General features: G+C 56.1%; 20 protein-coding genes. 12 read left to right on the plus strand and 8 right to left on the minus strand.

Going from position 1 to position 22,301, the window contains the following annotated elements:
* The first annotated feature begins 57 nt into the window (after positions 1–57).
* The 5 genes from EYB53_RS08830 to EYB53_RS08850 all read left to right on the plus strand — a co-directional run bounded on the left by EYB53_RS08830 (position 58) and on the right by EYB53_RS08850 (position 4,846).
* Positions 58–933 (plus strand): F0F1 ATP synthase subunit gamma, encoded by an 876-nt coding sequence (locus EYB53_RS08830; protein ID WP_135477836.1) that lies wholly within the window; start codon positions 58–60, stop codon positions 931–933.
* 82 nt (positions 934–1,015) lie between these two features.
* The gene (atpD, locus tag EYB53_RS08835; RefSeq protein ID WP_135477837.1) at positions 1,016–2,446 is read left to right on the plus strand and encodes a F0F1 ATP synthase subunit beta; all 1,431 of its coding nucleotides are present in this window, start codon (positions 1,016–1,018) and stop codon (positions 2,444–2,446) included.
* A 3-nt stretch (positions 2,447–2,449) separates the two neighbouring features.
* Positions 2,450–2,866, plus strand: a complete 417-nt coding sequence (locus EYB53_RS08840) for a F0F1 ATP synthase subunit epsilon (protein WP_135477838.1) — start codon at positions 2,450–2,452, stop codon at positions 2,864–2,866.
* A gap of 217 nt (positions 2,867–3,083) precedes the next feature.
* Positions 3,084–4,094: a rod shape-determining protein gene (locus EYB53_RS08845; RefSeq protein WP_135477839.1), complete on the plus strand. Its 1,011-nt coding sequence runs from the start codon at positions 3,084–3,086 to the stop codon at positions 4,092–4,094.
* Between the two features lie 53 nt (positions 4,095–4,147).
* On the plus strand, positions 4,148–4,846 hold the full coding sequence (locus tag EYB53_RS08850; RefSeq protein WP_135477840.1) for a methyltransferase domain-containing protein: 699 nt from the start codon (positions 4,148–4,150) through the stop codon (positions 4,844–4,846).
* On the opposite strand, the gene EYB53_RS08855 is transcribed toward EYB53_RS08850, so the two are convergent.
* Entirely contained in the window at positions 4,837–5,919 is a 1,083-nt protein-coding gene (locus tag EYB53_RS08855) for a sensor histidine kinase (RefSeq protein ID WP_135477841.1), read from the minus strand. The two genes, EYB53_RS08850 and EYB53_RS08855, sit on opposite strands and share 10 nt — an antisense overlap.
* Before the next feature lie 8 nt (positions 5,920–5,927).
* Positions 5,928–6,629, minus strand: coding sequence for a response regulator transcription factor (locus EYB53_RS08860; protein ID WP_135477842.1), 702 nt, complete (start codon positions 6,627–6,629; stop codon positions 5,928–5,930).
* Between the two features lie 284 nt (positions 6,630–6,913).
* On the opposite strand from EYB53_RS08860, the gene EYB53_RS08865 reads away from it, so the two are divergent.
* Positions 6,914–7,885: an alpha/beta hydrolase gene (locus EYB53_RS08865; protein WP_135477843.1), complete on the plus strand. Its 972-nt coding sequence runs from the start codon at positions 6,914–6,916 to the stop codon at positions 7,883–7,885.
* Between the two features lie 38 nt (positions 7,886–7,923).
* On the opposite strand, the gene EYB53_RS08870 is transcribed toward EYB53_RS08865, so the two are convergent.
* Both EYB53_RS08870 and mce read right to left on the minus strand, forming a co-directional pair.
* The gene (locus EYB53_RS08870; RefSeq protein WP_135477844.1) at positions 7,924–8,910 is read right to left on the minus strand and encodes a DinB family protein; all 987 of its coding nucleotides are present in this window, start codon (positions 8,908–8,910) and stop codon (positions 7,924–7,926) included.
* Positions 8,911–8,922: 12 nt separating this feature from the next.
* Positions 8,923–9,330, minus strand: coding sequence for a methylmalonyl-CoA epimerase (gene mce / locus EYB53_RS08875; protein ID WP_135477845.1), 408 nt, complete (start codon positions 9,328–9,330; stop codon positions 8,923–8,925).
* Between the two features lie 210 nt (positions 9,331–9,540).
* Here mce and EYB53_RS08880 point away from each other — a divergent pair, with 210 nt between their 5' ends.
* The 6 genes from EYB53_RS08880 to EYB53_RS08905 all read left to right on the plus strand — a co-directional run bounded on the left by EYB53_RS08880 (position 9,541) and on the right by EYB53_RS08905 (position 18,161).
* Complete coding sequence (locus EYB53_RS08880; RefSeq protein ID WP_254150985.1) at positions 9,541–11,727, plus strand: ATP-binding protein; 2,187 nt, start codon at positions 9,541–9,543, stop codon at positions 11,725–11,727.
* 4 nt (positions 11,728–11,731) lie between these two features.
* Positions 11,732–12,358, plus strand: coding sequence for a metallophosphoesterase (locus EYB53_RS08885; RefSeq protein ID WP_135477846.1), 627 nt, complete (start codon positions 11,732–11,734; stop codon positions 12,356–12,358).
* 202 nt (positions 12,359–12,560) lie between these two features.
* Positions 12,561–13,487, plus strand: a complete 927-nt coding sequence (locus EYB53_RS08890; protein ID WP_135477847.1) for a DUF4032 domain-containing protein — start codon at positions 12,561–12,563, stop codon at positions 13,485–13,487.
* Between the two features lie 78 nt (positions 13,488–13,565).
* Positions 13,566–16,181, plus strand: coding sequence for a glycosyltransferase family 39 protein (locus EYB53_RS08895; RefSeq protein ID WP_135477848.1), 2,616 nt, complete (start codon positions 13,566–13,568; stop codon positions 16,179–16,181).
* 8 nt (positions 16,182–16,189) lie between these two features.
* On the plus strand, positions 16,190–17,320 hold the full coding sequence (locus EYB53_RS08900; protein ID WP_135477849.1) for a winged helix DNA-binding domain-containing protein: 1,131 nt from the start codon (positions 16,190–16,192) through the stop codon (positions 17,318–17,320).
* A 28-nt stretch (positions 17,321–17,348) separates the two neighbouring features.
* Positions 17,349–18,161 carry a lipoate--protein ligase family protein gene (locus EYB53_RS08905; RefSeq protein WP_135477850.1) on the plus strand — a complete coding sequence of 271 codons (813 nt, stop codon included), beginning with the start codon at positions 17,349–17,351 and terminating at the stop codon, positions 18,159–18,161.
* A 3-nt stretch (positions 18,162–18,164) separates the two neighbouring features.
* On the opposite strand, the gene EYB53_RS08910 is transcribed toward EYB53_RS08905, so the two are convergent.
* The 4 genes from EYB53_RS08910 to EYB53_RS08925 form a co-directional block, all read right to left on the minus strand.
* On the minus strand, positions 18,165–19,595 hold the full coding sequence (locus tag EYB53_RS08910) for a lipid II flippase MurJ (protein WP_167857318.1): 1,431 nt from the start codon (positions 19,593–19,595) through the stop codon (positions 18,165–18,167).
* A 98-nt stretch (positions 19,596–19,693) separates the two neighbouring features.
* Positions 19,694–20,434 carry a 3-oxoacyl-ACP reductase FabG gene (gene fabG / locus EYB53_RS08915; protein ID WP_097653136.1) on the minus strand — a complete coding sequence of 247 codons (741 nt, stop codon included), beginning with the start codon at positions 20,432–20,434 and terminating at the stop codon, positions 19,694–19,696.
* 189 nt (positions 20,435–20,623) lie between these two features.
* A complete protein-coding gene (locus tag EYB53_RS08920) occupies positions 20,624–21,730 on the minus strand; it encodes a PHA/PHB synthase family protein (RefSeq protein ID WP_097653138.1) in 1,107 nt (368 codons plus the stop codon).
* 94 nt (positions 21,731–21,824) lie between these two features.
* Complete coding sequence (locus EYB53_RS08925; protein ID WP_135477852.1) at positions 21,825–22,259, minus strand: hypothetical protein; 435 nt, start codon at positions 22,257–22,259, stop codon at positions 21,825–21,827.
* Between the last annotated feature and the right edge of the window lie 42 nt (positions 22,260–22,301).

A 22,301-nucleotide genomic window follows, 5' to 3' on the forward strand; every position in this document is an offset into this window, starting at 1 on the left:
TGGACGTTGCCCCTGACAGGGCAACGTCCATGAGCAAACTGCAATTCGGAGTATCCCATGGCGAGTAGCCGTGAAATCAAGCGGCGGATCCGCTCAGTCAAGAATGTTGCCCAGATCACTCGCGCAATGGAGATGGTCTCGGCTTCGAAGATGCGCCGTGCGCAGCGGAATGTGGTCGCTACACGTCCCTACGCTCAGAGTATGCGTCAATTGATTGCTGAGTTGACCGGCCGTATTGTTGGTACCGGGCGTAAAGGCACGTTGCTGGAAGTCCAACCTGATAGTCGAAAAGTGGGGTTGATTGTTGTGACCCCTGACCGTGGTCTGTGTGGGAGCCTTATCTCGAATGTGCAGCGCCAAACCGGGCGCTTTATTCTTGAACAGAATAAGGCAGGCAATCAGGTCGAGACCTTTACGTATGGCAAAAAGGGGCGCGATTTTCTTGTGCGCAGCGGTCAGAAGGTGGTCGCTGAGACCATGAAACTCGGTGATGCTCCGTCCCTCGAACAGGTGCTTGGGGTGGCCCAGGCAGCGTTGGCCCGCGTGCAGACAGGCGAGTATAGCGAAGTGCATATTGTCTATAGTGAGTTTGTCAATACGCTTGTCCAGCGACCTGCCCTGAAACGCCTAGTTCCGGTGGAAACACCTGAAGCAAGCGGGACACCACGCCTCGACTTCACATATGAGCCAAGCCAGGAAGAGTTGCTCGAAGAATTGTTGCCGCGCTATGTCGAAACCCAGATCTATCAGGCCGTGCTCGAAAGCATTGCTAGCGAACATTCGGCACGCATGGTGGCGATGCGCAATGCAACCAAGAGTGCCAAGGATCTCGCACGTGAATTGACCCTGACCTTTAATAAGGCTCGCCAGGCAGCAATTACCAAAGAGGTGAGTGAGATCTCTTCGGGAGCCAATGCCCTGGCCGATGGATAGTGCTGCCAGCACTGGCTGGCAGGCCCCTGAGCAATCGCGGTGGATGCCGCTGTAACTGCAACACTGAGATGGAGTGAATGTTATGACCAACGCGACCGGCGAGCAAGGCACTGTGGTTGCGATCCTTGGCGTGGTGGTGACTTGCCGCTTTGAGAATCACGTTCCTGAAATTTATAACGCATTGTTGATCCCCCTTGAGGATGGAACCAGCCTGGCCTGTGAGGTTCAACAGCAACTTGGCAATGGTCTGGTCAAGGCAGTTGCTATGGGCTCGACTGATGGCTTGCAGCGTGGTGTGCCCGTGTATAATACAGGCGCAGCCATTTCTGTGCCGGTTGGCCCGGCGACCCTCGGACGAGTGATGAACGTGCTCGGTGATCCGATTGATGGGGGGGAACCGATTGCTGCTTCGGTTGAACGCCGTCCGATCCATCGCCCCCCGCCTTCATTTGAAGAGCAAAGCACCGAGGCCCAAGTCTTCGAGACAGGGATCAAGGTTATTGATTTGATGGCACCGTTTACCCGCGGTGGCAAGACAGCGATTTTCGGTGGTGCCGGAGTGGGCAAGACGGTCGTCATTCAGGAATTGATTGCGAATATCGCCAAAGAGCAGTCTGGCTATTCGGTCTTTGCCGGTGTGGGTGAACGCTCCCGTGAGGGCAATGACCTCATGCACGAAATGAAAGAAGCACGGATTGATGAAAACTCAACCGTGTTTGACAAGACGGTGATGGTCTTTGGGCAGATGAATGAGCCGCCTGGGGCGCGTCTGCGCGTTGGTCTGACGGCGCTGACGATGGCAGAGTATTTCCGCGATGAGGGTCGTGATATTCTGCTCTTTGTGGATAATATCTTCCGCTTTGTGCAGGCTGGCTCTGAGGTCTCGTCACTGCTCGGGCGTATGCCTTCACAGGTGGGCTACCAGCCAACCCTTAGCACCGAGATGGGTGAACTGCAAGAGCGCATTACGTCAACCCGTCGCGGCTCAGTCACCTCAATGCAGGCCGTCTATGTGCCTGCCGACGACTACACTGATCCGGCCCCTGCAACGGTCTTTGCGCACCTCGACGCGACGATTTCACTTGAGCGTAGCATTGCCGAACGTGCAATCTTCCCCGCAGTTGATCCGCTGGCCTCAACGAGCCGCATCCTTGATCCGAATGTGGTTGGCGATGAGCACTACCGTGTAGCCCAGGATGTCAAGCGGGTGTTGCAACGCTATAAAGACCTCAAAGACATCATTGCCATCCTGGGGATGGAAGAACTCGGCGATGATGATAAGTTGACGGTTTCCCGCGCACGCAAAATTGAGCTCTTTTTCTCACAGCCCTTCACGGTGGCCCAGCAATTTACCGGTCTCGCAGGCAAGTATGTGCCCGTCAAGAAGACGGTGGAAAGCTTCCGTCGGGTGATGAACGGCGATGGCGACCATATTCCTGAACAATTCTTCTATATGAAGGGTGATTTCGAAGAAGTTGTGGCTGCCTATGAAGCGAGTAACAAGAAGGGATAGGCCATGCCAGTCCATCTTGAGATTGTCACTGCCGAGCGCCAGATCTATTCCGATGAGGTAGATCTGATCAGTGCCCCAACACGTGATGGGCGCGTCGGTATCCTGCCCCGCCATGCACCATTGCTGACCATCTTGCAGCCTGGTGAGTTGACGATTGTCAAGGACGGCACGCGCACCCCGTTTGCGGTCTCGGGTGGCTTTATGCAGGTTTTGCCCGATCGCGTCACGATCCTGGCTGATACGGTGGAACGCGCTGATGATATTGATGCCGCTCGGGTTGAAGCGGCAATTAAACGAGCCGAAGAACTGCGTCAGTCGGCTCAGACCGATCAAGAGCTGGCGCTCGCCGAAGCCAAGTTGCGCAAAGAGATGGTACGCCTCCAGGTGATGCGTATGCGCGAAATCGGCCGACGCCAGTAAGGTCTGCCTTCGACAGTGCTGCCAGAGGGTCAGGGTGAGCGTTTGGCACGCCCTGGCCTTCGCTTTTGCGCATCATTGGTCGCGGTACATCAGCTTTTTGTCAGCTACAGATACGCTAAAGAGGTTCTTGGACAGCTATAGATACGTTATAATAGAGGATGTTTTGGCTCTCTTTCTGTACCTACTGGGTGTATGTTGGTAGATACCAGGGGAAATTATGGCCCGCAAAATTGGCATTGATCTCGGAACCGCAAATGTCCTCGTGTATGTCAAAGGCAAAGGCATTGTACTCTCTGAGCCGTCGGTGGTGGCGCTGAGCACCCGCGATGGCCGTGTGCGCGCTGTTGGTGCCGAGGCCCTGGCTATGCTTGGGCGTGAACCCGAGAGCATTGAAGTGGTGCGCCCGATGCGCAATGGTGTCATTGCCGACTATGTTGTCACCGAGGCGATGCTGAAATATTTCATCATACGGGCGGCAGGGCGCTTTCGGGTAGCCAAGCCAGAGGTAATGATCTGTATTCCAGCCGGGGTGACAAGCGTCGAGATGCGTGCGGTTCGTGATGCCGCGCTCGAGGCCGGGGCTGGGCGCGCTTTTCTGATCCGTGAACCACTTGCCGCAGCGATCGGGGCGAATATTCCGGTCGCCCAACCCTCGGGCAACTTGATCATTGATATTGGTGGTGGCACAACCGAAGTGGCCGTTATTTCCCTCAATGATATTGTGGTCAGTACTTCGGTGCGGGTCGGCGGCAATAAGTTTGATGAGGCGATCGCGGCTTATGTCAAGCGCAAATATAATGTTCTCATTGGAGAACGTACTGCCGAGAGTATCAAGATCGAGATTGGGTCGGCACTCCCCCTCGAACGACCTTTGACCACCCAGGTGCGCGGGCGGGACCAAGTCGCTGGTTTGCCTCGAACCATCGAGGTTGACTCAAATGAAATCACTGAAGCGATCCAGGAACCCCTCGAGGCGATTGTCAATGCGGTACGGGCGGTGCTGGTCGAAACCCCGCCGGAACTGTCGTCGGATATCATTGATAAGGGTATGGTGATGACCGGCGGTGGATCCATGCTTCGCCGAATCAATGAATTGCTCACCGAGGTCACCGGTGTGCCATGCTATGTCGCTGATCAGCCGGCTTCGTGTGTGGCGATTGGCACAGGCCTGGCCCTCGAAAACCTCGATATTCTGCGTGATAGTCTCAGTGGGGATGATTTGAATTGATGGGCAAGGGCCAGAGGCCCTTGTCCATCAATGCGGGCTTTGGCGGTAGCATTATGAAACAGTCATGTAACCCTCCCAGCGATGGGCTTGTGCTTGAGATTGGGAGTGGGGATAATCCGAATCCACGGTCGAATGTGCTGGTGGATCGTTTTTTGGGGTCAGATAATCGCGAACGCGGCGGCGATCTGGTGGTCGATCGCCCGTTTGTGGTAGCTGATGCGCACTTTTTGCCCTTCAAGGATGGGGCTTTTGCCTATGCGATCTGTTCGCATATCCTTGAACATATGGACGACCCCGAGCAATTTGCGCATGAGTTGCAACGTACCAGTGCCGCCGGGTATATCCAGAGTCCTTCAGAAATTGCCGAGCGCCTCTTTCACTGGTCCTTTCACCGTTGGTATGTCAATCTTGTTGGCGACACGCTTGTCTTGCACCCCAAAGAACCTGCCGAACCCTTTGGCGAGTTGTTTGATTATCTCTATGAGTATAATCCAGCCTACTATTTTTTTCAGCGCAGCATGCCCGACCTCTTCTGGGTTGAGCGTGAATGGCACGGTGACAATTTGCGGGTAGAGGTACGCGAAACTTCACCGTTACCGCTACGCGATCCGGTCGCCCTGCGTGAACTTGTTCGCCCGCGCCGCACCCCCCTGGCGCTGATCGGCCTCTTTTTTGCTGCCCTTGGGGCGCGAAGCCTGCGCACTGGCGCACGCCGCCTCTTGCGTAAGGCTGTTGGGCGGAGCTACGTCTGAGTCTGGTGTGCCGGTATCTGTATGGGGTGCACAGGATCATTGATCGGCAGGGTTACGGTACATGTGGTGCCGTGGCCTTTGCCTTGACTCGATGCGCTCACGTTGCCACCATGCATTTCACTAATGGCTTTCACGATTGCCAGGCCGAGACCTGTTCCTCCCGTTCCTCGACTCCGGGAGCTATCGGTGCGGTAAAAGCGCTCAAAGATCGTATCGATCTGTTCTGGGGTCAACCCTTCCCCGGTATCACGTATTTCAAGACGGATCCATCGCTCATCAACGCTCGTCACCACCGTAACGCTTCCCCCGAAAGGCGTGTGTCGTAGTGCATTCGTGAGCAGATTAAAGAGCACTTGCCGTATGCGGAGTGGGTCGATCCACAAGCGAGGCAAGCTCACAAGCTGACTGGTCAAGCGCACACCTGCTTCGTCGGCAAGTGGCGTAAGAGCTTGGAGACTCTCGGTTACAAGATCGCTCAGGTCAGTCCATTGGCGTGTAAGTGGCAACTGATGGCTTTCAGCGAGCGCGAGTTCACCAAGGTCAGTTACAAGGCGGGTTAGGTGGCGTGTCTGACCATAGAGGTGAGCGATGGCAGCCCCATCGAGCGGGGTGAACTCGTCTAACGCAATGCGAAGATTGCCTTCGAGGACGGCCAATGGTGTACGTAACTCGTGCGAAATATCATTCATCAGATTGCGGCGTACGATCTCGCCTTGATGCAATTCATTTGCCATCTTATTAAACGTCCGGGCCAGATCTTGCAATTCCTCACTGCCACATACAGGAACCGTCACTGTCAAATTGCCTGAGCCAATTTGCCGAGCAGCCTGGGCTATGGCACTTACCGGGGCACTCACCACGCGGGCAATGACGATACCACTAGCGAGACCTACCAACGCAGAGAGTGCCATAAACTCGAGTAAACGGCTGGCAATCTCTGCATCAGGCGGATCGCCACGGGGTTCTTCCCAACCAGCGGTATGTGGGATCATGATGGAGAGGAACTGGAGGAAAAAGACCGCAAAAAGCACCCCTCCGATCAGCACGCTAAAGCGCACCCAGAGGCGATTCATAGCTGTTCCTACTGTTTAACCAAGCGATAACCGACGCCATAGACGGTACAGATATAGCGCGGGTTATTGGGATCGGGTTCAATTTTACGGCGCAGATTGCGGATGTGCGTATCAAGCACACGGCCCATACCTTCGTAGGCATAACCCATCGCTCGTTCAAGCAGATCATCACGGGTGAGGGTATAGCCAGGATGTTCGAGCAGTGCCTCAAGCAGTTTGAACTCGGTACGAGTGAGTTCAACCGGCTGCCCCTGAATGGTCAGGCTATGCTGATCCAAATCGAGACAAAGTTCCCCAGCGATGAGCGTACGGGGCGGGACCGAGCCGTGCAGATCAAGGGATCGGCGGCGAAGGAGAGCGCCAACACGAGCAACCACCTCGCGCCCGTTGAATGGTTTGGTAATGTAGTCATCGGCGCCAAGTTCGAGACCTAGGATCTTATCCCCTTCATCAATACGCGCAGTCACCAGAATGATTGGTAGGGCACCAAGGATCGCATCAGAACGTGCGATACGAATGAGCGACCAGCCATCGCGGCCTGGCAGCATGAGATCAAGGATAACGAGATCAACCTGATCGTAGCGCATTGCTTGCAAGGCTGCGTTGCCATCGTGTGCCGTCAGCACATGATAGCCAGCCTGCTCGAGATAGCTCCGCAAGATATGGGCGATTGATTGGTCATCGTCAACGACTAGAATGCGCTGCTTCATAGGCATATCGTAGCACATCATGCTGAAGAAACTCTGAAGAAATGGGGCCATTTCTTGAGAAAGCTTCGAGACAATCTGCGGATTTTCTTGAGATTCTCTTGTTATGCTAGTGATGTTCACCTTTATTAGGAGGGGATTGGATCACTATGAATGATAGGATTATGTTCAAACGTCGGTTGGCCATGCTGAGTCTGGTTCTTACGCTTGCCGTAGTTGCGCTTGCCGGGTGCGGTGCAACCCCTGCTTCGCCAACGGTGCCTTCTGCCGTTCCAGTTGAGGGCACCATGATCGCCCCAACGGCGGAGGTTTCCGTAGCGACTACCGAGCAGCCAAGTTCTACTCCTGCTGCACAGATGCCATCTGGTGGACGCCCCGCAGGTGTGATGCCTGGTGGGCCGGGTAGCAGTATGCCTGCCACCACAGCCACCCCCATCGTGAAAGATGCCGCCTATGCAAATATCTCGACCGCACAGCAACTTGACCTGTATGTTCCTGAGGGTGAAGGCCCGTTTCCCATCATCGTGATTATTCATGGCGGTGGCTTTATGCTCGGTGACAAAGCGGATGCGATGGCTACGACGGGTATTGATCAATTGCTTGAAGCGGGATATGCCGTTGCGAGTATTAACTACCGTTTGAGCAGCGAAGCATTGGCACCTGCACAAATCCAGGATGCCAAAGCTGCTGTCCGCTGGCTCCGTGCGAATGCAGCAACATACCAATTAGACCCCGAGCGTATTGCTGCGTGGGGCGCTTCAGCAGGTGGAAACCTGGCAGCGCTTTTGGGTACATCGTGTGATGTTGCTGCATTAGAAGGTGCTGAGTTAGGCAACGCAGATCAGTCGAGTTGTGTGCAGGCCGTGGTGGACTGGTTTGGCCCAACCGATTTTCTCCAGATGGATACTCAATTTGCTGATACAAGTTGTCCGCAAACCCATGATGAAGCCAACTCACCCGAGTCGCAATTGCTTGGTGCTCCTATTCAAAGCGTACCAGAGCAAGCGCAGCTGGTTAACCCGCTCACCTACATTGATGCCAATGATGCACCATTCCTGATCCAGCATGGAACGGCTGATTGCAATGTGCCACCGCAACAGAGCGCCTTACTCTATGATGCGCTTGTGGCGGCACAGGGTGATGAGAACGTGACCTTTATATCGATTGAAGGTGCTGGTCACGGCGGCGAACAGTTCTTTGATGCCGCCAACTTCCAAGTGGTACTCGACTTCTTTGCTACGCATCTGGGAAAGTCGTGAAAAGGACAAACGAAGGGCGCATGCTGAACTGAGTGGGCTTACTCGCCCTCGAGAATCTCAAAGACCATGCTGTGAGGAAGTACCAATGTTCGTTGATCCAGCAGGTCGTGACGAATCTGGGCCATCTCGATGAGATGGCCTTTTTCATGCTCAACAACCCAGTTGCCTTGATGGGTCAGCGGGATAGTGCCAAAGATTGTGTGGTGCCCAGTGCGGCGCCAGGCAGCCACCGTCAGACCACGGAGCAGATCGATCGTCTGCACACGACTGGTATGGAAGGCCTCCATGAGATCAACAATCAGGTGGGTGCGATAGCGGCCAGCCTGCACCAGGGTTGGCGGATGGGCATTGGGCAACTGCGGGTTATCTGTTTCAAGGATCAACCAGGCCCGTTCGCGAAAAACCACGTCCATATCCGTCAGATGACCGATCTGCTCTTTGATCGAAGCTGCGCCCACAGCTGGGGTAGCCAGTTGCTCTTCGTTGAGATCGGCCACCAGAGCCTGGAGGGTTGCCCAGGTCTGCTCAAGTTGACGGACAATCGTATGAGGGCCAAGGGTTCCCATTGACTCGGTGGCACGGAAACTAAGAAAACCCTCGCGCACCGTCCCACAGACGTCACATGTGGCCGGTGCTCCCTCCATAAGTTCACCGCAACTCCCACAGACGAAGAGATCGCCCATCTCTTCGGCAACAAGATCGCGGCCTTCGCCAAGAGCCTGGGCCGCCCGTTCGAGCAATTCCCGCGGGAGTGTGCTGATACCTGTCACTGGCCCGGATGCGATCATATCAGGCTCAAACCCTGCCAGCGCGTGGGCCACATTGAGGCGTGTTTTGCCAACTTCGCCGAGAGCGCGAAAGGCTTGTTCGGCCCGCACCCGCTTCATACTGCTGAGGGCAGCAAGTAAGCGGGAGACATTGTATTTGCGCTCACGGCGAGCCTGGAGTGACCAGACATAATAGGCTGTGTAGCCCAGGCTGGTACTGCAGAGCAACTTCCGATAATCTTCTTGATCAGAATTCATGGCTTGCTTGCTCTAATGCTGATGTTGTACCAGTTCAGTCAGGACACCCTGGGCACCGGCTTTGGGATGCACGAAGGCAACCAGTGTATTGTGGATGCCCGGACGCGCCTGTTTGTCGATCAGCGGAACACCGCGTGCCTGAAGTTGAGCGAGCGAGGCAGCGATATCATCAACGCGATAGGCAATATGGTGAATGCCGGGTCCTTTCTCACTTAGAAACTTGGAGAAGGCCGCTTGATCTGAGGTTGGGGCAATCAATTCGATCAAAGTCTCACCAAGGCGGGCCACCCCGACGGCCATATGGCGATCGTCCAGACTGATGCGCTCCCACTCGGTGATGCCGTAAGCCTGACTGTAAAAAGCAATAGCCTCCTCGACATTATGAACAGCAAAGCCAATGTGATCAATAACCGTGAACATATGTACTCCTTTGTGCATAGTAACTAGCGCTCAGATACAGGCTATTATACCCTGTCTCGCCAGATCTGGCAGATGAATCTGGGTCTACGTCACTTTTTTGTAAACTAAACCATAGCGTCAATGCCCATGAGAGAGTACAATGCAAACAATGGTATGGTGGAAACACTTGTAGAGTTTACGCTGCCCTACATTATAGTACGGTCTTCCCTTATGCTGAGTGTACAGCCTGAGCAAGCGACAGAGGCCCTGATGCTGCTGGCCGAAGCAACCCGGTTGCTGTACGAAGATCAGCCGCTCCAACAGCGTGTTCATCGTGTGTTTGAACTCTTGCGCGGGCCAGTCAGTTTTCGTGATGCACGCTTGACATGCTGGCTCCAGTCGGCTCAACCTGGCACAGCGCGCCAGCAATACTATTCTGCCCGTGGTTGGCCCTATCCGTGGGATGAAGCCCTCACACGGCGGGTAGCCCTGAACGGAGTTTTTGAGAGTCGGACAATCGTGCTGAGCAACGAGGCGGCTGGAGATGGCGATTTACCAGTCATGCAGGCCACCTACCTCGGCACACCGATCTTCTGGGGCGGGCGTTTATGGGGTGTCATCGAATTGCGCGCCCCCACAGGTACCAACCTGGTCAACCTCGGACGCGAAATGCTAACAGGCTTGCTGCCTCAGTTAGCCATTGCGATTGCCCGGGAAGGGCGACGTGAACCAGTACCTGTTGGCCTTGCGCCAGTGAGTGAGACGCCAACTGGTCTCACCCTTGAGCCACAACGTCACCAGCAGTTGAGTGAGCTCGATACGAATTTAGAGCAGATGCTCGATCTGCATGAATTATTGAGTCTACTGTTACGGCGTACAATCGAGGCAACCGGGGCTGACGCCGGAGCCATTGTGCTTGTTGATCACCAACGGCGTCAGCTGATCCTGCAACTGGCCGAAGGTTATCCATCATCTTTGCAGCAGGGGCTGACGAGCCAGGGACGACAGCGGTTTAACTGGGAAACAGGCTTGGCGGGTCAGGCGGCCCACAGCGGTCGGGTCTTGCTTGTGCGCGATCACACAACGCAAGCCGGGCTACAACCTACCTGGGCAGGAGCGCGCACCGAACTTGCTGCACCAGTTTTGCTCGGCGACCGTCCTGCCGCCATCATTTTATTGCACAGTACGCGGGCAAATGCCTTTGGTGAAGATGAACTGAGTTTTATGCGTGCCCTCTGCCGCCGGGTCGCCAACCCGCTCAACCGGGCCATTCATTACCAGGAAGCGCTTGAGAGTGCCAATTATCTTGGTCAAGTCTTTGCTAGTTTGCCAACCGGGCTGGCATTGATTGATGCAAGTGGCAAAGTGTTGCGGGCCAACCCTGCCTGGAGTGAAATCTGGGGCTTGCGCGGGGTACTGGCACGTTCGCCCTTTCACGTCAGTTTTGATCTCGTCGAACTACTCTTGCCACGCCTGCAGGATCCCATGCGCCTGACCGAATTTTTCACCCGGTGTCAGCGCAACCCCGCCGAACTACAGACGACCCGTGTGCGCATGGTCAACCCGAATCAGAATCTGCAAATCCTCTCGGTGCCAACGTCTGACAGCCAGCACCGGATCACCGGACGGCTCTGGGCCGTGACTGATGTCACTCGCGAAGGCGAAGCGGATCGCCTCAAACACGAATTTGTTTCGATGGTCAGCCACGAACTGCGCACACCACTAACCTCAATCCTCGGTTATACTGAACTCTTGTTGAACCGTGAATTTACTGCACCTGACCGTATGCAGTTTATGCAAACAGTCTTTGATGAAGCGAGTCGTCTCTCGCAACTGGTTGAAGACTTGCTCAGCATTTCACGGATTGAAGCGGGCAAAGTTCAGCTCAATCGGTGGCTCACCTCACTCCATAGCATTGTGGCCGAGTTGACAACGCAACTCAACACCCAACTGGCGCGTCATCGTATGTTGCTCGATGTGGCCCACAACTTACCACCAGTCTATATTGATCGTGACAAAGTGAAGCAGATTATCTTCAATCTTTTAACCAACGCGATCAAGTATAGCCCTAATGGTGGGCAGATTGTGTTGGCCATCAAGGAGACTGACGAAGCAGACCTGCCGCTTGATCATCCACCAGGGAGGTGGATCCGGATTGCCATTAGTGACAAGGGACTTGGCATTGCCCCCGAGGATCTGCCACGTATCTGGGAGCGTTTCTATCGCGTGGATAATACGAATACGCGCAGGATTGGCGGAACGGGTTTAGGTTTGAGCATTACCCGTGCGCTTGTCGAATTGCATGGAGGGCGAATCTGGGCTGAAAGCGAACTCGGAACTGGTTCGACCTTTACCTTTACTCTTCCTATTCCTGGCGTCAACGTTGGCTTTCGTCAACGTCTTGCTGATAGTGTGTAATATCATGCGGATTCTTACGATCAGTGATGAGGTTGTCCCCACAATCTACAGCTTGAATATCAAACAGCGCTTTCCCGCGATTGATTTTGTCTTAAGTTGCGGCGATCTGCCCTATTACTATATCGAGTTTGTCATGACCATGCTTAGCGTGCCATGTTTCTATGTCTATGGCAACCACGATGGTTCACAGTTTCTGGAGACCGGGGAGGAGTTAACGGCACCTCGTGGAGCTATTTCGGTTGAAGGGCGCGGCATGCGCCATGGGGGGCTCAGTATCGCCGGGCTCGGTGGAAGTTTACGCTACAAACTTGATGGGTATCATATGTATACTGATGCCGAGATGATGCGGCGTGCCTGGCGTCTGGTACCCTGGATGCTGCTCAATAACTATCGTTATGGCAGTTATCTTGATATTCTGATAACCCATGCCCCACCTCTTGATATCCACAACGGCCCGGATTACCCACATCGTGGCTTCCAGACGTTTCTCTGGCTGATGGATCGCTTTCGTCCGCGCTATCTCATTCACGGTCATATTCACCTCTCGTATGGCTATACGAGCACGACCGAAACCCGTTATGGCGATACGATGGTGATCAATACGGCTGGATATGGCCTGCTTGAACTCTGACCAAAAGCTAAGAACTGGCTGTGAGGGTGCTGGCTTTGCTCGCCCCCTCACAGCCAGTTATCAGATCAATCCTCTTGCAATGAAAGACTGTTCGTGCTACCCTAGGCTTAGAGTGACGCAACCATAGCGGCTGCGCAGGTCACGTCGAAGGTAGACAGACAATCACACGGCGTCGTGCGACGTAGCCAGGAGATAGGTATCGATGTCCTGGATTCAGCAGACGACCCGTGAAGATTTTAGTCGAGCCCGGCGCAAAGCTCTGTTCACTCAGTTGCTTTCGCTGGTTGATCGTTCTTCGAGTGAACTGCTCGCGTTTGAAGAGGTACGCTCACGCCTGAATGTGCGGAGCCAGCGCGATCTGGGCCTCCAGAGTGTGCCGGTCGCGCAAATTATTGGCAGCGAAGGCCGCTACGCCGATTTTGACCGTCAGTTTGCACCACGACATCAGGCTACGATGTCACGCTGGCTGTCGGTTGACCGTGCCTTCCACGAGGCGGTGACGTTGCCGGCGGTCGAACTTTACAAGATCGGTGATATTTATTTTGTCAAGGACGGCAACCATCGTGTCTCAGTAGCCCGTTTGCAGGGCCAGGTAGACATTGATGCGTTGGTGATTGAACTGGTCGTTGATGTGCCGCTTGGTTCAGATTTGAGTATGCGCGATCTCTTGCTGAAGGAGGAGTATAGCGATTTTCTTGAATGGACTGAACTGGCAAGCTTGCGTCCAGAGCAGCGGATCGAGTTTAGTGAACCGGGGGGCTACCTGGCCTTGATCCAGCATATCAATGCCCATCGCTACTATCTAAGTCAGGAACAAGGCAGTGAAGTTACCCGCGACGAAGCTGTTACAAGGTGGTACGATACGGTCTACATGCCGGTTGTCAGTGTAATCCGTGAGAGTGGGTCCTTGCGTTCATTCCCAGGTCGTACCGAGGCTGACCTCTATCGCTGGATTATGGATCATCGCTGGTATCTGCGCGAACGCAATGGTGGGGCTGACCCTGGCCCACTCGTTGCCGTTGAAGACTATGTCCGCCTGTTTGGACGACGGAGCCTTGCCGAATTAACCGAGCGCCTTATGCGTGGGCTTCGTGCTGTCGTCCAGCCCTCTGCCGACCGCGCTGCGTAACAGAAGGTCTGTGTTGTGAGTCCGACCGTGTCTGTTGTTCCTACACGATCTGCGCGCCTCCCACGGCAGGTTGTGGCCATGGTTGTGACTCCAACCCTGCTGGCGCTCTTCACCCTGGCACTTCTGATGCTCGGTTCGTCGCTAGCACGCGCTTCTCACCACATGAGGGTCGATGATCCGCTACTCGGGCGATCGTTGTTCCGTTTTTATCCCCTCGAAGTGAGTGAAACCGGGATCTATCGCTGGTCACGCCCCGAGGCGACACTCTTTCTCTATGGCTATGATGGGCGTGCCGTGGTGACGAGTCTGCGCCTGGCGGCGTTTCGACCTGCCGATCAGCCGGTTGCCCTGGTCCATCTGCGCGGCGACACTATTGATCCAGGCTCATTTCCGGTCGACTCTGTCTGGCGAACCTATCATCTGCTGATGCCAATGCGCCCTACTGGTGAAACACCGCTCCACTTCACGACAGAAGCCTATCAACCACCCGCTGATCCACGTGAACTCGGGGTGGCCCTGAGTGACGTGACGATCACCGCGACGCAGGGCTTGATGCTCCATCCGGTGCGCCTGGTCTATCTGCTCGGCTGGCCGTTACTTGTCTGGCTTGTGCTGGTGCGCTTGCGTGCATCGCCCAGGATGGCGGTGGGGGGCGGCCTGGTGATGGCGCTCGGGGTTGGCTGGGCTGCCGCTTTTCCGGTTGAAGCAGGCTATTGGTGGCCAACCCTTGGCTGGCCCTGGTGGCCGCTGCTGCCGTTCGCACTGCTGATGGCAGCCCCGCAACTCGGCGTATTGCTTGCTCGCGTACGCTCGTATCTTGTCACCCACCAGGCGCTCAGTCTGGCAGGCATTGGCCTGGCCCTGGGAGCCTTGCTCGCGCTGCGCCTGGGCTTTGCTGTTGCACCTGGGATGCTGCTGCTCGTGGTAGGCACGTGGCTGGGACAGGCCTGGCTCAAGCGTGCTGCATCTCACCAGGGACTGCTGAGCACGCGCAATGCTGTGATCATTCTCGCGCTGCTTGGGCTCCTTGCCCTTGGCACACGCCTCGTAAACCTTGACACACAGCCCGCTGGCCTCTGGCGCGACGAATCGCGTCACGGTTTGCAGGCCCTGCGTATCTGGGAAGATCCGGCGTATCGTCCCGTCTATGTTGTAGAAGGGGCCGATCTGCCTGCCATGCTCTTCTACCTGATGGCCCCGGTCATCGGCAGCGCTGGCCCGCACCCGTGGAGTGTGCGCCTGGTGAGTGCGCTGGCCGGTGCGCTGACACCGCTGGCACTTTATTGGGCTTCTGTGCCCCTTATTGGTCGTCGCGCCGCGCTCATAGCCGCGGGGTTGCTTGCAAGTGCATCGTGGGCCTTGAGCATGAGTCGATGGGCGTTTCCGGCAACCCTGGATCATCTGCTTGTCCTGACAGCACTTGGTCTGGTCTGGCGTACACTGCCCGTTGAGGCGTCCCGACTGAGCCTGCTAGCTGTGCCGCGCACAAAGCCAGAGGTAGATCAGCATCTCGGGAGCGCAGCCCCTTCCGTGATTGGCATGGCGCTGGCAGGCTTGCTTGGTGGCCTGGCGATGTATACCTACCACACGGGTCGGCTGGCCCCGGTTGCCCTTGGTGCCGCTGTGGTGATACGCCTTGGCCTAAACCCGTACTTATGGCGTAAGGCGGCGCCGGGGCTTGCCATCGCGCTCGTTGTCGGGGCACTCACGATCACGCCACTTGGTCTGGCGATCCTGGGCGATCTTGAAGGCTATAACCGACGAGTCGGAACTGTTTCGTGGCTTGATGCCAATAATCCTGATAGCCGGGCACCGCTTGCGCTTGCGCTCGATAATATGCAACGCTATGCCCTAGCCTACCATGCCGTTGGCGAGCGCAATGGCCGACATCATCTCCCCGATGTCCCCCTCCTCGATCCCGTGACAGGTCTGTTGCTCACGCTTGGGCTTGGGGCAGCGCTCCCTCGCCTTCGGCAACAGCCGGGATTCCTTGTGGTTGTAGCCCTGGGCGTAATCTATCTTGTGCCAGCCGTCTTGAGTAACGACGCACCTCACGCAATGCGTGCGCTCGGCACGCTTGCCCCGGCTTGCATGCTGGCCGGGATCGGGTTTGTAGGTCTGCGTTATGGCCTGGGAGGATCTGATCAAAGCCAGCCTGTGTGGATTAACGAGCCCGCAGAGGCAGGCCTGGCATCAAGAAGCCCGCGCATTTACGCACGGGGTGCGCCCGCGCATACTGTGATGCGCTCTGCTGCTCTTGTCCTACTTGGGGCGAGCCTGCTCTTCAACCTCTGGCTCTATTTTGGGGTGATGCGTCTCGAACCCCGCGTCTATGGCGAATTTGATCTGGTCGAAACCGCCGTGGGTCGGCTGATTCAGCAGCATCATAGCCAGAACAATCTGGCAAGTGAAGACCTGACAATCTATTTGCCTGAAGCACTGCGTACGACCGACACCGTCCGCTTCCTAACCTGGGGAATCGAGATAGGACGTTACGATGGTCGTCCCCTTGAAACAGAAGGGGCAGCAGTGATCTTGTTGCCTGCCAGTGCGGATGAGCCAGAACAAGCTGCGGCTCTGGCAGCACTCGGGGCCGAAGGACGCGCTCTTGGCGTGGTGGCAACCACGCCTAACGGTACACCACTGGTACTTGCTTTTGGACGTGGGCAAGCCGCTGATCGGATACTGCGCTGAGAACCAACATGAACACACAGATCTGGAATCACACCCAACTACGCTGGCACCAGTTAAACTGTCAGGGTTTGGTCTGCCCACTGGCAACCCCCGAAGCGGTCGCATCTCAACTAATTGGCGTTCAGGCGCAAATTGTGCCCGCAGCCGGTTTGGCCCTGTGGAACCGGCTCCCGGCATTTACTGCAGCCGAGTTAGCCGAGCGCTTGTATGTGCAGCGGAGCCTGGTCAAGCTCTGGGGGCAACGCCATACCCTGCACCTCTATCCTCGCGAGGATTGGGCGCTGCTCTATGCGGCACAGGCGGATCTGAAGAGTTACTGGGAGCGTGAGGCGCGCAAGACAGGGGCTAATCTGACGGAACTTGAAGCACTGGTCAGCACGGTAGAAGCCCTCTTGCGTGAGCGAGATGATCTGGGGCGAAGCGACTTGCGTGCGACGGAACTAGCACTTGATGAGACACACCTTTCGGGTTGGGGTGGCATCTTCTCGATTCTGGCGCGGCGTGGTCGTGCGTGCCATGCGCAACCGCAGGCAGGCGAAGCACGGATGGCCCACCGAACACGCTGGCTACCAGAAATGGCCTGGGAGCCACCAGACCTGGAGGAAGCCAATCTGACTCTGATGAAGCGATACTTCGGCACGTATGGGCCAGCGACCCTTCAGGATTTTGCCTACTGGCGCGGGCGGACCTTGACCGAAGTTCGTCGTTGGGCGGTCTTACTGGCTGATGAACTGGTCCACGTGCAAGTTGAAGAGCAAACAATGCTGGCGTTGCGTACAGCCTTGCCTGAGCTTGATCCCGTTCCACCCGACGCTGAAGCATGGCCAGTCAAGCTCCTCGGGCGCTTTGATCCGCTCTTGCTAAGCATCAAAGACAAAAGTCAGTTGATTGCGCCTGAACACTACCAGCGTGTCTGGCGTCCCGCCGGACATATCGAGGCGACCGTGCTGGTGGCCGGGCATCTTGTTGGTACGTGGCGTTATGAGCGCCGCCAGGGTGGCCTGGTCTTGACGATTGAGCCTTTTCAGCCTCTTTCCGCAAGGATACGCCAAAGCGTTGAAGCGCAGGCTGAAGGTGTCGCCACACACTTTGGTCTTCCTCTGGTAACATTGAACTGGCTTTCAGCCACAGCACGATGACAACGCATAGCAGGAACGATGGAGCACGATGAGCTTGCACAAGTGGCGTGTGCTGCCCTATCAAGCGACTGACGTTGCGAACGGGCTCGCGGCGAGTGATAGTTTATTGGCGGGGCTTGCGGATGTGGCGCAGCCTGTGGTGCGCTGGTATGGCTCGCCTGGCGAGGCCCTGGTGCTTGGTTCGGGGCAACGGATCAGTGACATTGACCGCGAAGCCGCCAGGCAAACCGGGGTGACAGTGCATCGTCGCGGCTCGGGCGGGGGCGCCGTACTCTTTACGCCTGACTTTCTGATGCAGGATATTGCCTTGCCACCAACCTCGCCACTCTACCGGACTGACGTAACCGAAGCGTACCGCTGGCTTGGCGAAGTCTGGGGGAGTGCGCTGGGCCGCCTGGGGCTTACGACAACGCTGGTTAGCGTGGCTGAGGCGCGTGCCGATGCGAGCAGCCTTGATGAGTTGGTGCGGCGAGCCTGTTTTGGCGGACGCTCGCCGTACGAACTACTTGCCGACGGGCGCAAACTGGTCGGTTTTTCGCAGATCCGTCGGCGCCCTGGGGCGCTGTTTCAGGTTGGCCTGTACCGCCATTGGCCCGGAGCGGAACTGGTGCGGTTGCTCGGTCTTCCCACCGCGAGCCAGACGCACCTGATTGCCAGGCTGGCCGAGCGCGTTGTTGGCCTCGATGAACTGCTCACACCAGTTCCAGGCGAACGCATCATCATGGATGCATTTGCGCACGCCCTGGCCGAGCGTTACGAGGTTCAGCTTGTGGCTGACACATGGCGAAGTGAAGAACTCCAGGGAGCGGCGCAAGCAACTGGACGCTATCTGCCCTTGTAGGATTCACGGCGTTCGCAACGGATCGCGCACCTTGTACCAGAGCACCACGAGCAAGATCAACGTCTCGCCGAACGCACTCAACACATGGGCCATCGGCACAGCAGCCACCCCAAACGGTTCGAGCAAGAGCATTGCGAGCATGATGCGGATCACAAGCTGGAGCATATTGGCGAGCATCGCGGTCAGGGTGTCATAACGAGCAACGAGGGCGCGAGTCGCAACTTCAGTCGCAACATAACTGGGCAACCCGAGCGCATAGATCGCGAGCACCTGATAGGTCAGATCGACTGCCGCAGCATCGAATGCTCCTCGTTGAAAGAGCAGGATCAGCAAGGGGCGTCCGAGCAAGATCAAGAGCGCAGCAGCAAATAAGGCAAGAACCGAGACCGTAACGAGGGTACGAAAGAGGAGCCGACGAAAGCCAGCCAGATCGTTGCGAATACCGAGCAAGGCGAGGTGGGGCAAAGCTGCCTGGCCGACGGCAACCCCGAGTAAGCGGGTGGGCAAACCAATCAGGAGCCATGCATTGAAGAGCGCACCGACAGCCGCTGCAATGCCGGTGAGACTAGCAAAGGCCGTATCAACAATATTGCCCGCATAATTCGAGACCGCGCCCAGCGCATTGGGCACCATCAAGCGTCCGACCGTATGCAGATCAACATTATTGGGTTCCCAGATAACCTCTGGGCGATACCCGCGCTGGCGAAGACCGGGCACCAGCAGCAGAAGTTGGATCAGGGCATCAATAAGAGCGCCGATGGTTGGCCCATAGATGCCCACCTCAGGGATCAGAAGGGCGAGCAGAATGCCGCCGATCAGGGTCACATTGCGCGCAGCGATTGCGAGAGCCGGAAGCAACACCTGATTACGGCTAATCAAAATAGCAGCAAGGGCTGCCTCAGTCACAACAAGCAGCACCTCCATCAGCATCAGGCGCGAAAGGCTCACCGTAAGGGCCTGGGTTGGGGCATCAAAACCTGGGGCGAGCAGGGTGCGCACAAAGAGCGGAGCGGCCAAGGCTGCCACGAGCGCAAGCGGCGCGATGAAGGCCAGCATCATCGTCAGGGTCGCATTGACGAGACGCAGGGCGGACTGTTCGTCATCACGGTTTGCCACACGCAGCAAGACCGGAATCAACGCATTGGTCAGGGCACCGCCGGCGACCAGCATCGCCACAGTCTCGGGCAAACGAAACGCTGCATAATAAGCGGCGGCCTCGGGACCGAGGCCAAAGCGGGCATTGAGCAAGATCTGTCGGATCACACCGAGCGACGCCGAGATCAGAAACGTCACGACATAGAGTGCCGTGGCTTCACGCACCTCAAACTCAAGGGTAGGCCATGCGCGCAACGGCGTACGACGAAGGCGCTGGCCGAGACCAACGAATAACGCGAGGTAGCGTTGGATATACGAATAGATCAGCGTGCGTTGCACAAGCACAAAAGAGAAAGGGTCAGAAAGAGTGAGCAGGTGTCACACGGTCTTGCGACCGTGTGACACCTGCTTTGACAAAACTGTACGCACACGATGGACTAGAAGAGCAACCCACCGTCCACCGAAAGCGTAACACCAGTGATAAAGCTCGACTCTTCTGATGCAAGGAAGAGATAAGCATTCGCAATATCCTCGGGGAGACCGAGGCGGCGGAGAGGCGTCCGCTCACGGACACTTTCGAGAACCTTTTCGGGAACCGTGGCAATCATCTCGGTTGCCGTAAACCCGGGGGCAATTGCATTGACCCGAATCCCATTGGGACCAAGCTCACGGGCCCAGGTCTTGGTCATCCCAATGACACCGGCCTTAGCGGCGACATAATTGGTCTGCCCAAAATTACCATAGAGGCCGACGACCGAAGCAGCATTAATAATCGAGCCACCGCCACGGCTAATCATGCTTGGCACAGCGGTTTTAGCGCAGAGCCAGACACCCTTCAGGTTGACCGCAATAACCGAATCAAACTGAGCCTCGGTCATCTTCTGCATCCGCGAGTCGCGGGTAATACCAGCGTTATTGACCAGGATATCAACGCCACCGGCCCAGTTCATCAACGACTGAAACGCTGCTTCGACCGAGTCAGCCCGGCTCACATCGAGGAAAACAGCCTTGGCCTGCCCATCAGCCTGCTCAATTTCTTCAGCAGCGGCCTGAGCGGCGCTCATGTTAATATCAGCAACAACAACTTTGGCACCTTCGCGAGCGAACGTCATTGCGGTCAATTTACCAATACCCTGACCACCCCCTGTGACCAAGGCGACCTTGTCTTTGAGGCGCATAGTGTTCCTCATGGCGAGGATACTGGATCGTCGACAGAGACACCGCTGGTGGGCATCGGTGGGCCGACCCTGTAACCTGGCTTGAATAATTAGTTGAATGCTACAACGAACCGTGTTAGACAGACGTAACCAGAACATAGGCCGCGCCCTACATCGCTGATGCGGCCTACCATCATCTACAATCGACCCCTACGCACTCCGCTTGGCAAGCCAGTTATCAATCTGAGGCCATGTACGCTTACTCGCGCCACTGCCCACCATCAGACCAATATGACCGCCCTTCATCTCGAGCAAGAGCTTATCTTGCGTGCCGAACTTATCCATAGCTGCCGTCGACTGGCAATTAGGAACGATATGGTCTTTGTCGGCGATCACATTCAGCACACTGGCCTTGATATTCTGGAGCTCGACCGGACGGCCCTCCATGATCAACGTACCTTCCATCAAGCGGTTCTCACGGAAAAACTCCTTGACCCACTGACGGAATGCAGCCCCAGGAAAATCGACATTATCGGTAACCCAGGTATTCATCGAGAGCCATGACTCGACGACATTAGGATTATCGAGATTATCCCAGAGCTTGAGATAGTTCATGACATAGTTTTCGACTGGCTTGAGCATTTTGCTCCCATAGTCGATCACTGCACCAGGAACATTGCCATATTGACGCACGAGTTCGTCAACATTGTAGAACTCAGTATTAAGCCACTTGTTGTAAGGGCCGGCTTCTTTGTTGGCAAAATCGAGTGGCGCGGTCAACAAGATCAGATTGCGCAGGCCATCATCAGGACGCATTGCCGCATAGAGTGCGGTAATCGTTGCCCCGATACACCAGCCACACAAACTGAACTCGCGCGAGCCTGAATGACGTTGCACTGCCCTGACAGCCCGGGGGAGAAACTTGAGCGAGAAGTCCTCGAAATCATAGTTTGCATCTTCGAGACCAGGCCGTCCCCAATCAAGCAGATAGATGTCATAGCCCTGCCGCACCATGTATTCAATGAAACTGTTGCCAGGCCGCAGATCATAAATATCAGGCCGGTTAATCAAAGCAAACACAAGCAGCAGCGGAGTGCCTTTGCGCTGCTCGGGGGGGGTCTGCGGATAGAAGTGGTACAGCTTCATCTTGTTGAGTGTCCAGATTGTTTCACGGGGCGTTTGCCCGATCTGGACATTCATACGACTGGCGGCAATCTTTGAGAAGGTGTCGCTGCTCTTACCAAGGCGCTCCATCTCTTCATACAATTTTGCCGTCATCACCTCAACATCGAAGGTTGCGGTGCTCGGTGTAGTCATGGGCAACTCCCTAATATAGACGAAGAATGATCATGGCATGCAACAACATCATGCCGTGACAACAGCACCCACTTGCATGTCTGCGCGGCGCGGCCTAACTTTCAGTTGTTTGCTTCCGGCTACGACGGTTGGCTGGCTTGGCCTCTTCAGCGGATGGATCAACAGACTGAGCAGGTTGTACCGAACCGAGCGCACGAATAGCAAACAGCACGTCGTCGAGTTGTGCCTGCATGTCATCAAGACGAAGTTCGATATTGGTCATACGGGCTGCAAGGCTTACAACTTCAGCACGCGAAGGCATGTTGACCTGGGCAAGGTAGGTCTCCATGTACTGTTGAACAGCCTTCTGTGCCGGAGCAGAAGCCGCAAGCAGCGTGTCGAGCTGCATGCCAATGGCTTTGGAAAAGACTTCCGTGTTGACCAGCGAAGTCATACCTTTCGCCCAGGCATCGAGGTTGGCGTCGCGAATGGTGCGCCAGGTGCCGAGCGGATCGTTAGGGTCAAACCCGCCGGTCGCGTTCTGGCTCATAAGAGTCTCCTTTGACAGTGCGCAATAAACACGCATTCCTTC

This window comes from Candidatus Chloroploca mongolica (assembly GCF_004762035.2).
In the GTDB taxonomy this organism is placed as follows: domain Bacteria; phylum Chloroflexota; class Chloroflexia; order Chloroflexales; family Chloroflexaceae; genus Chloroploca; species Chloroploca mongolica.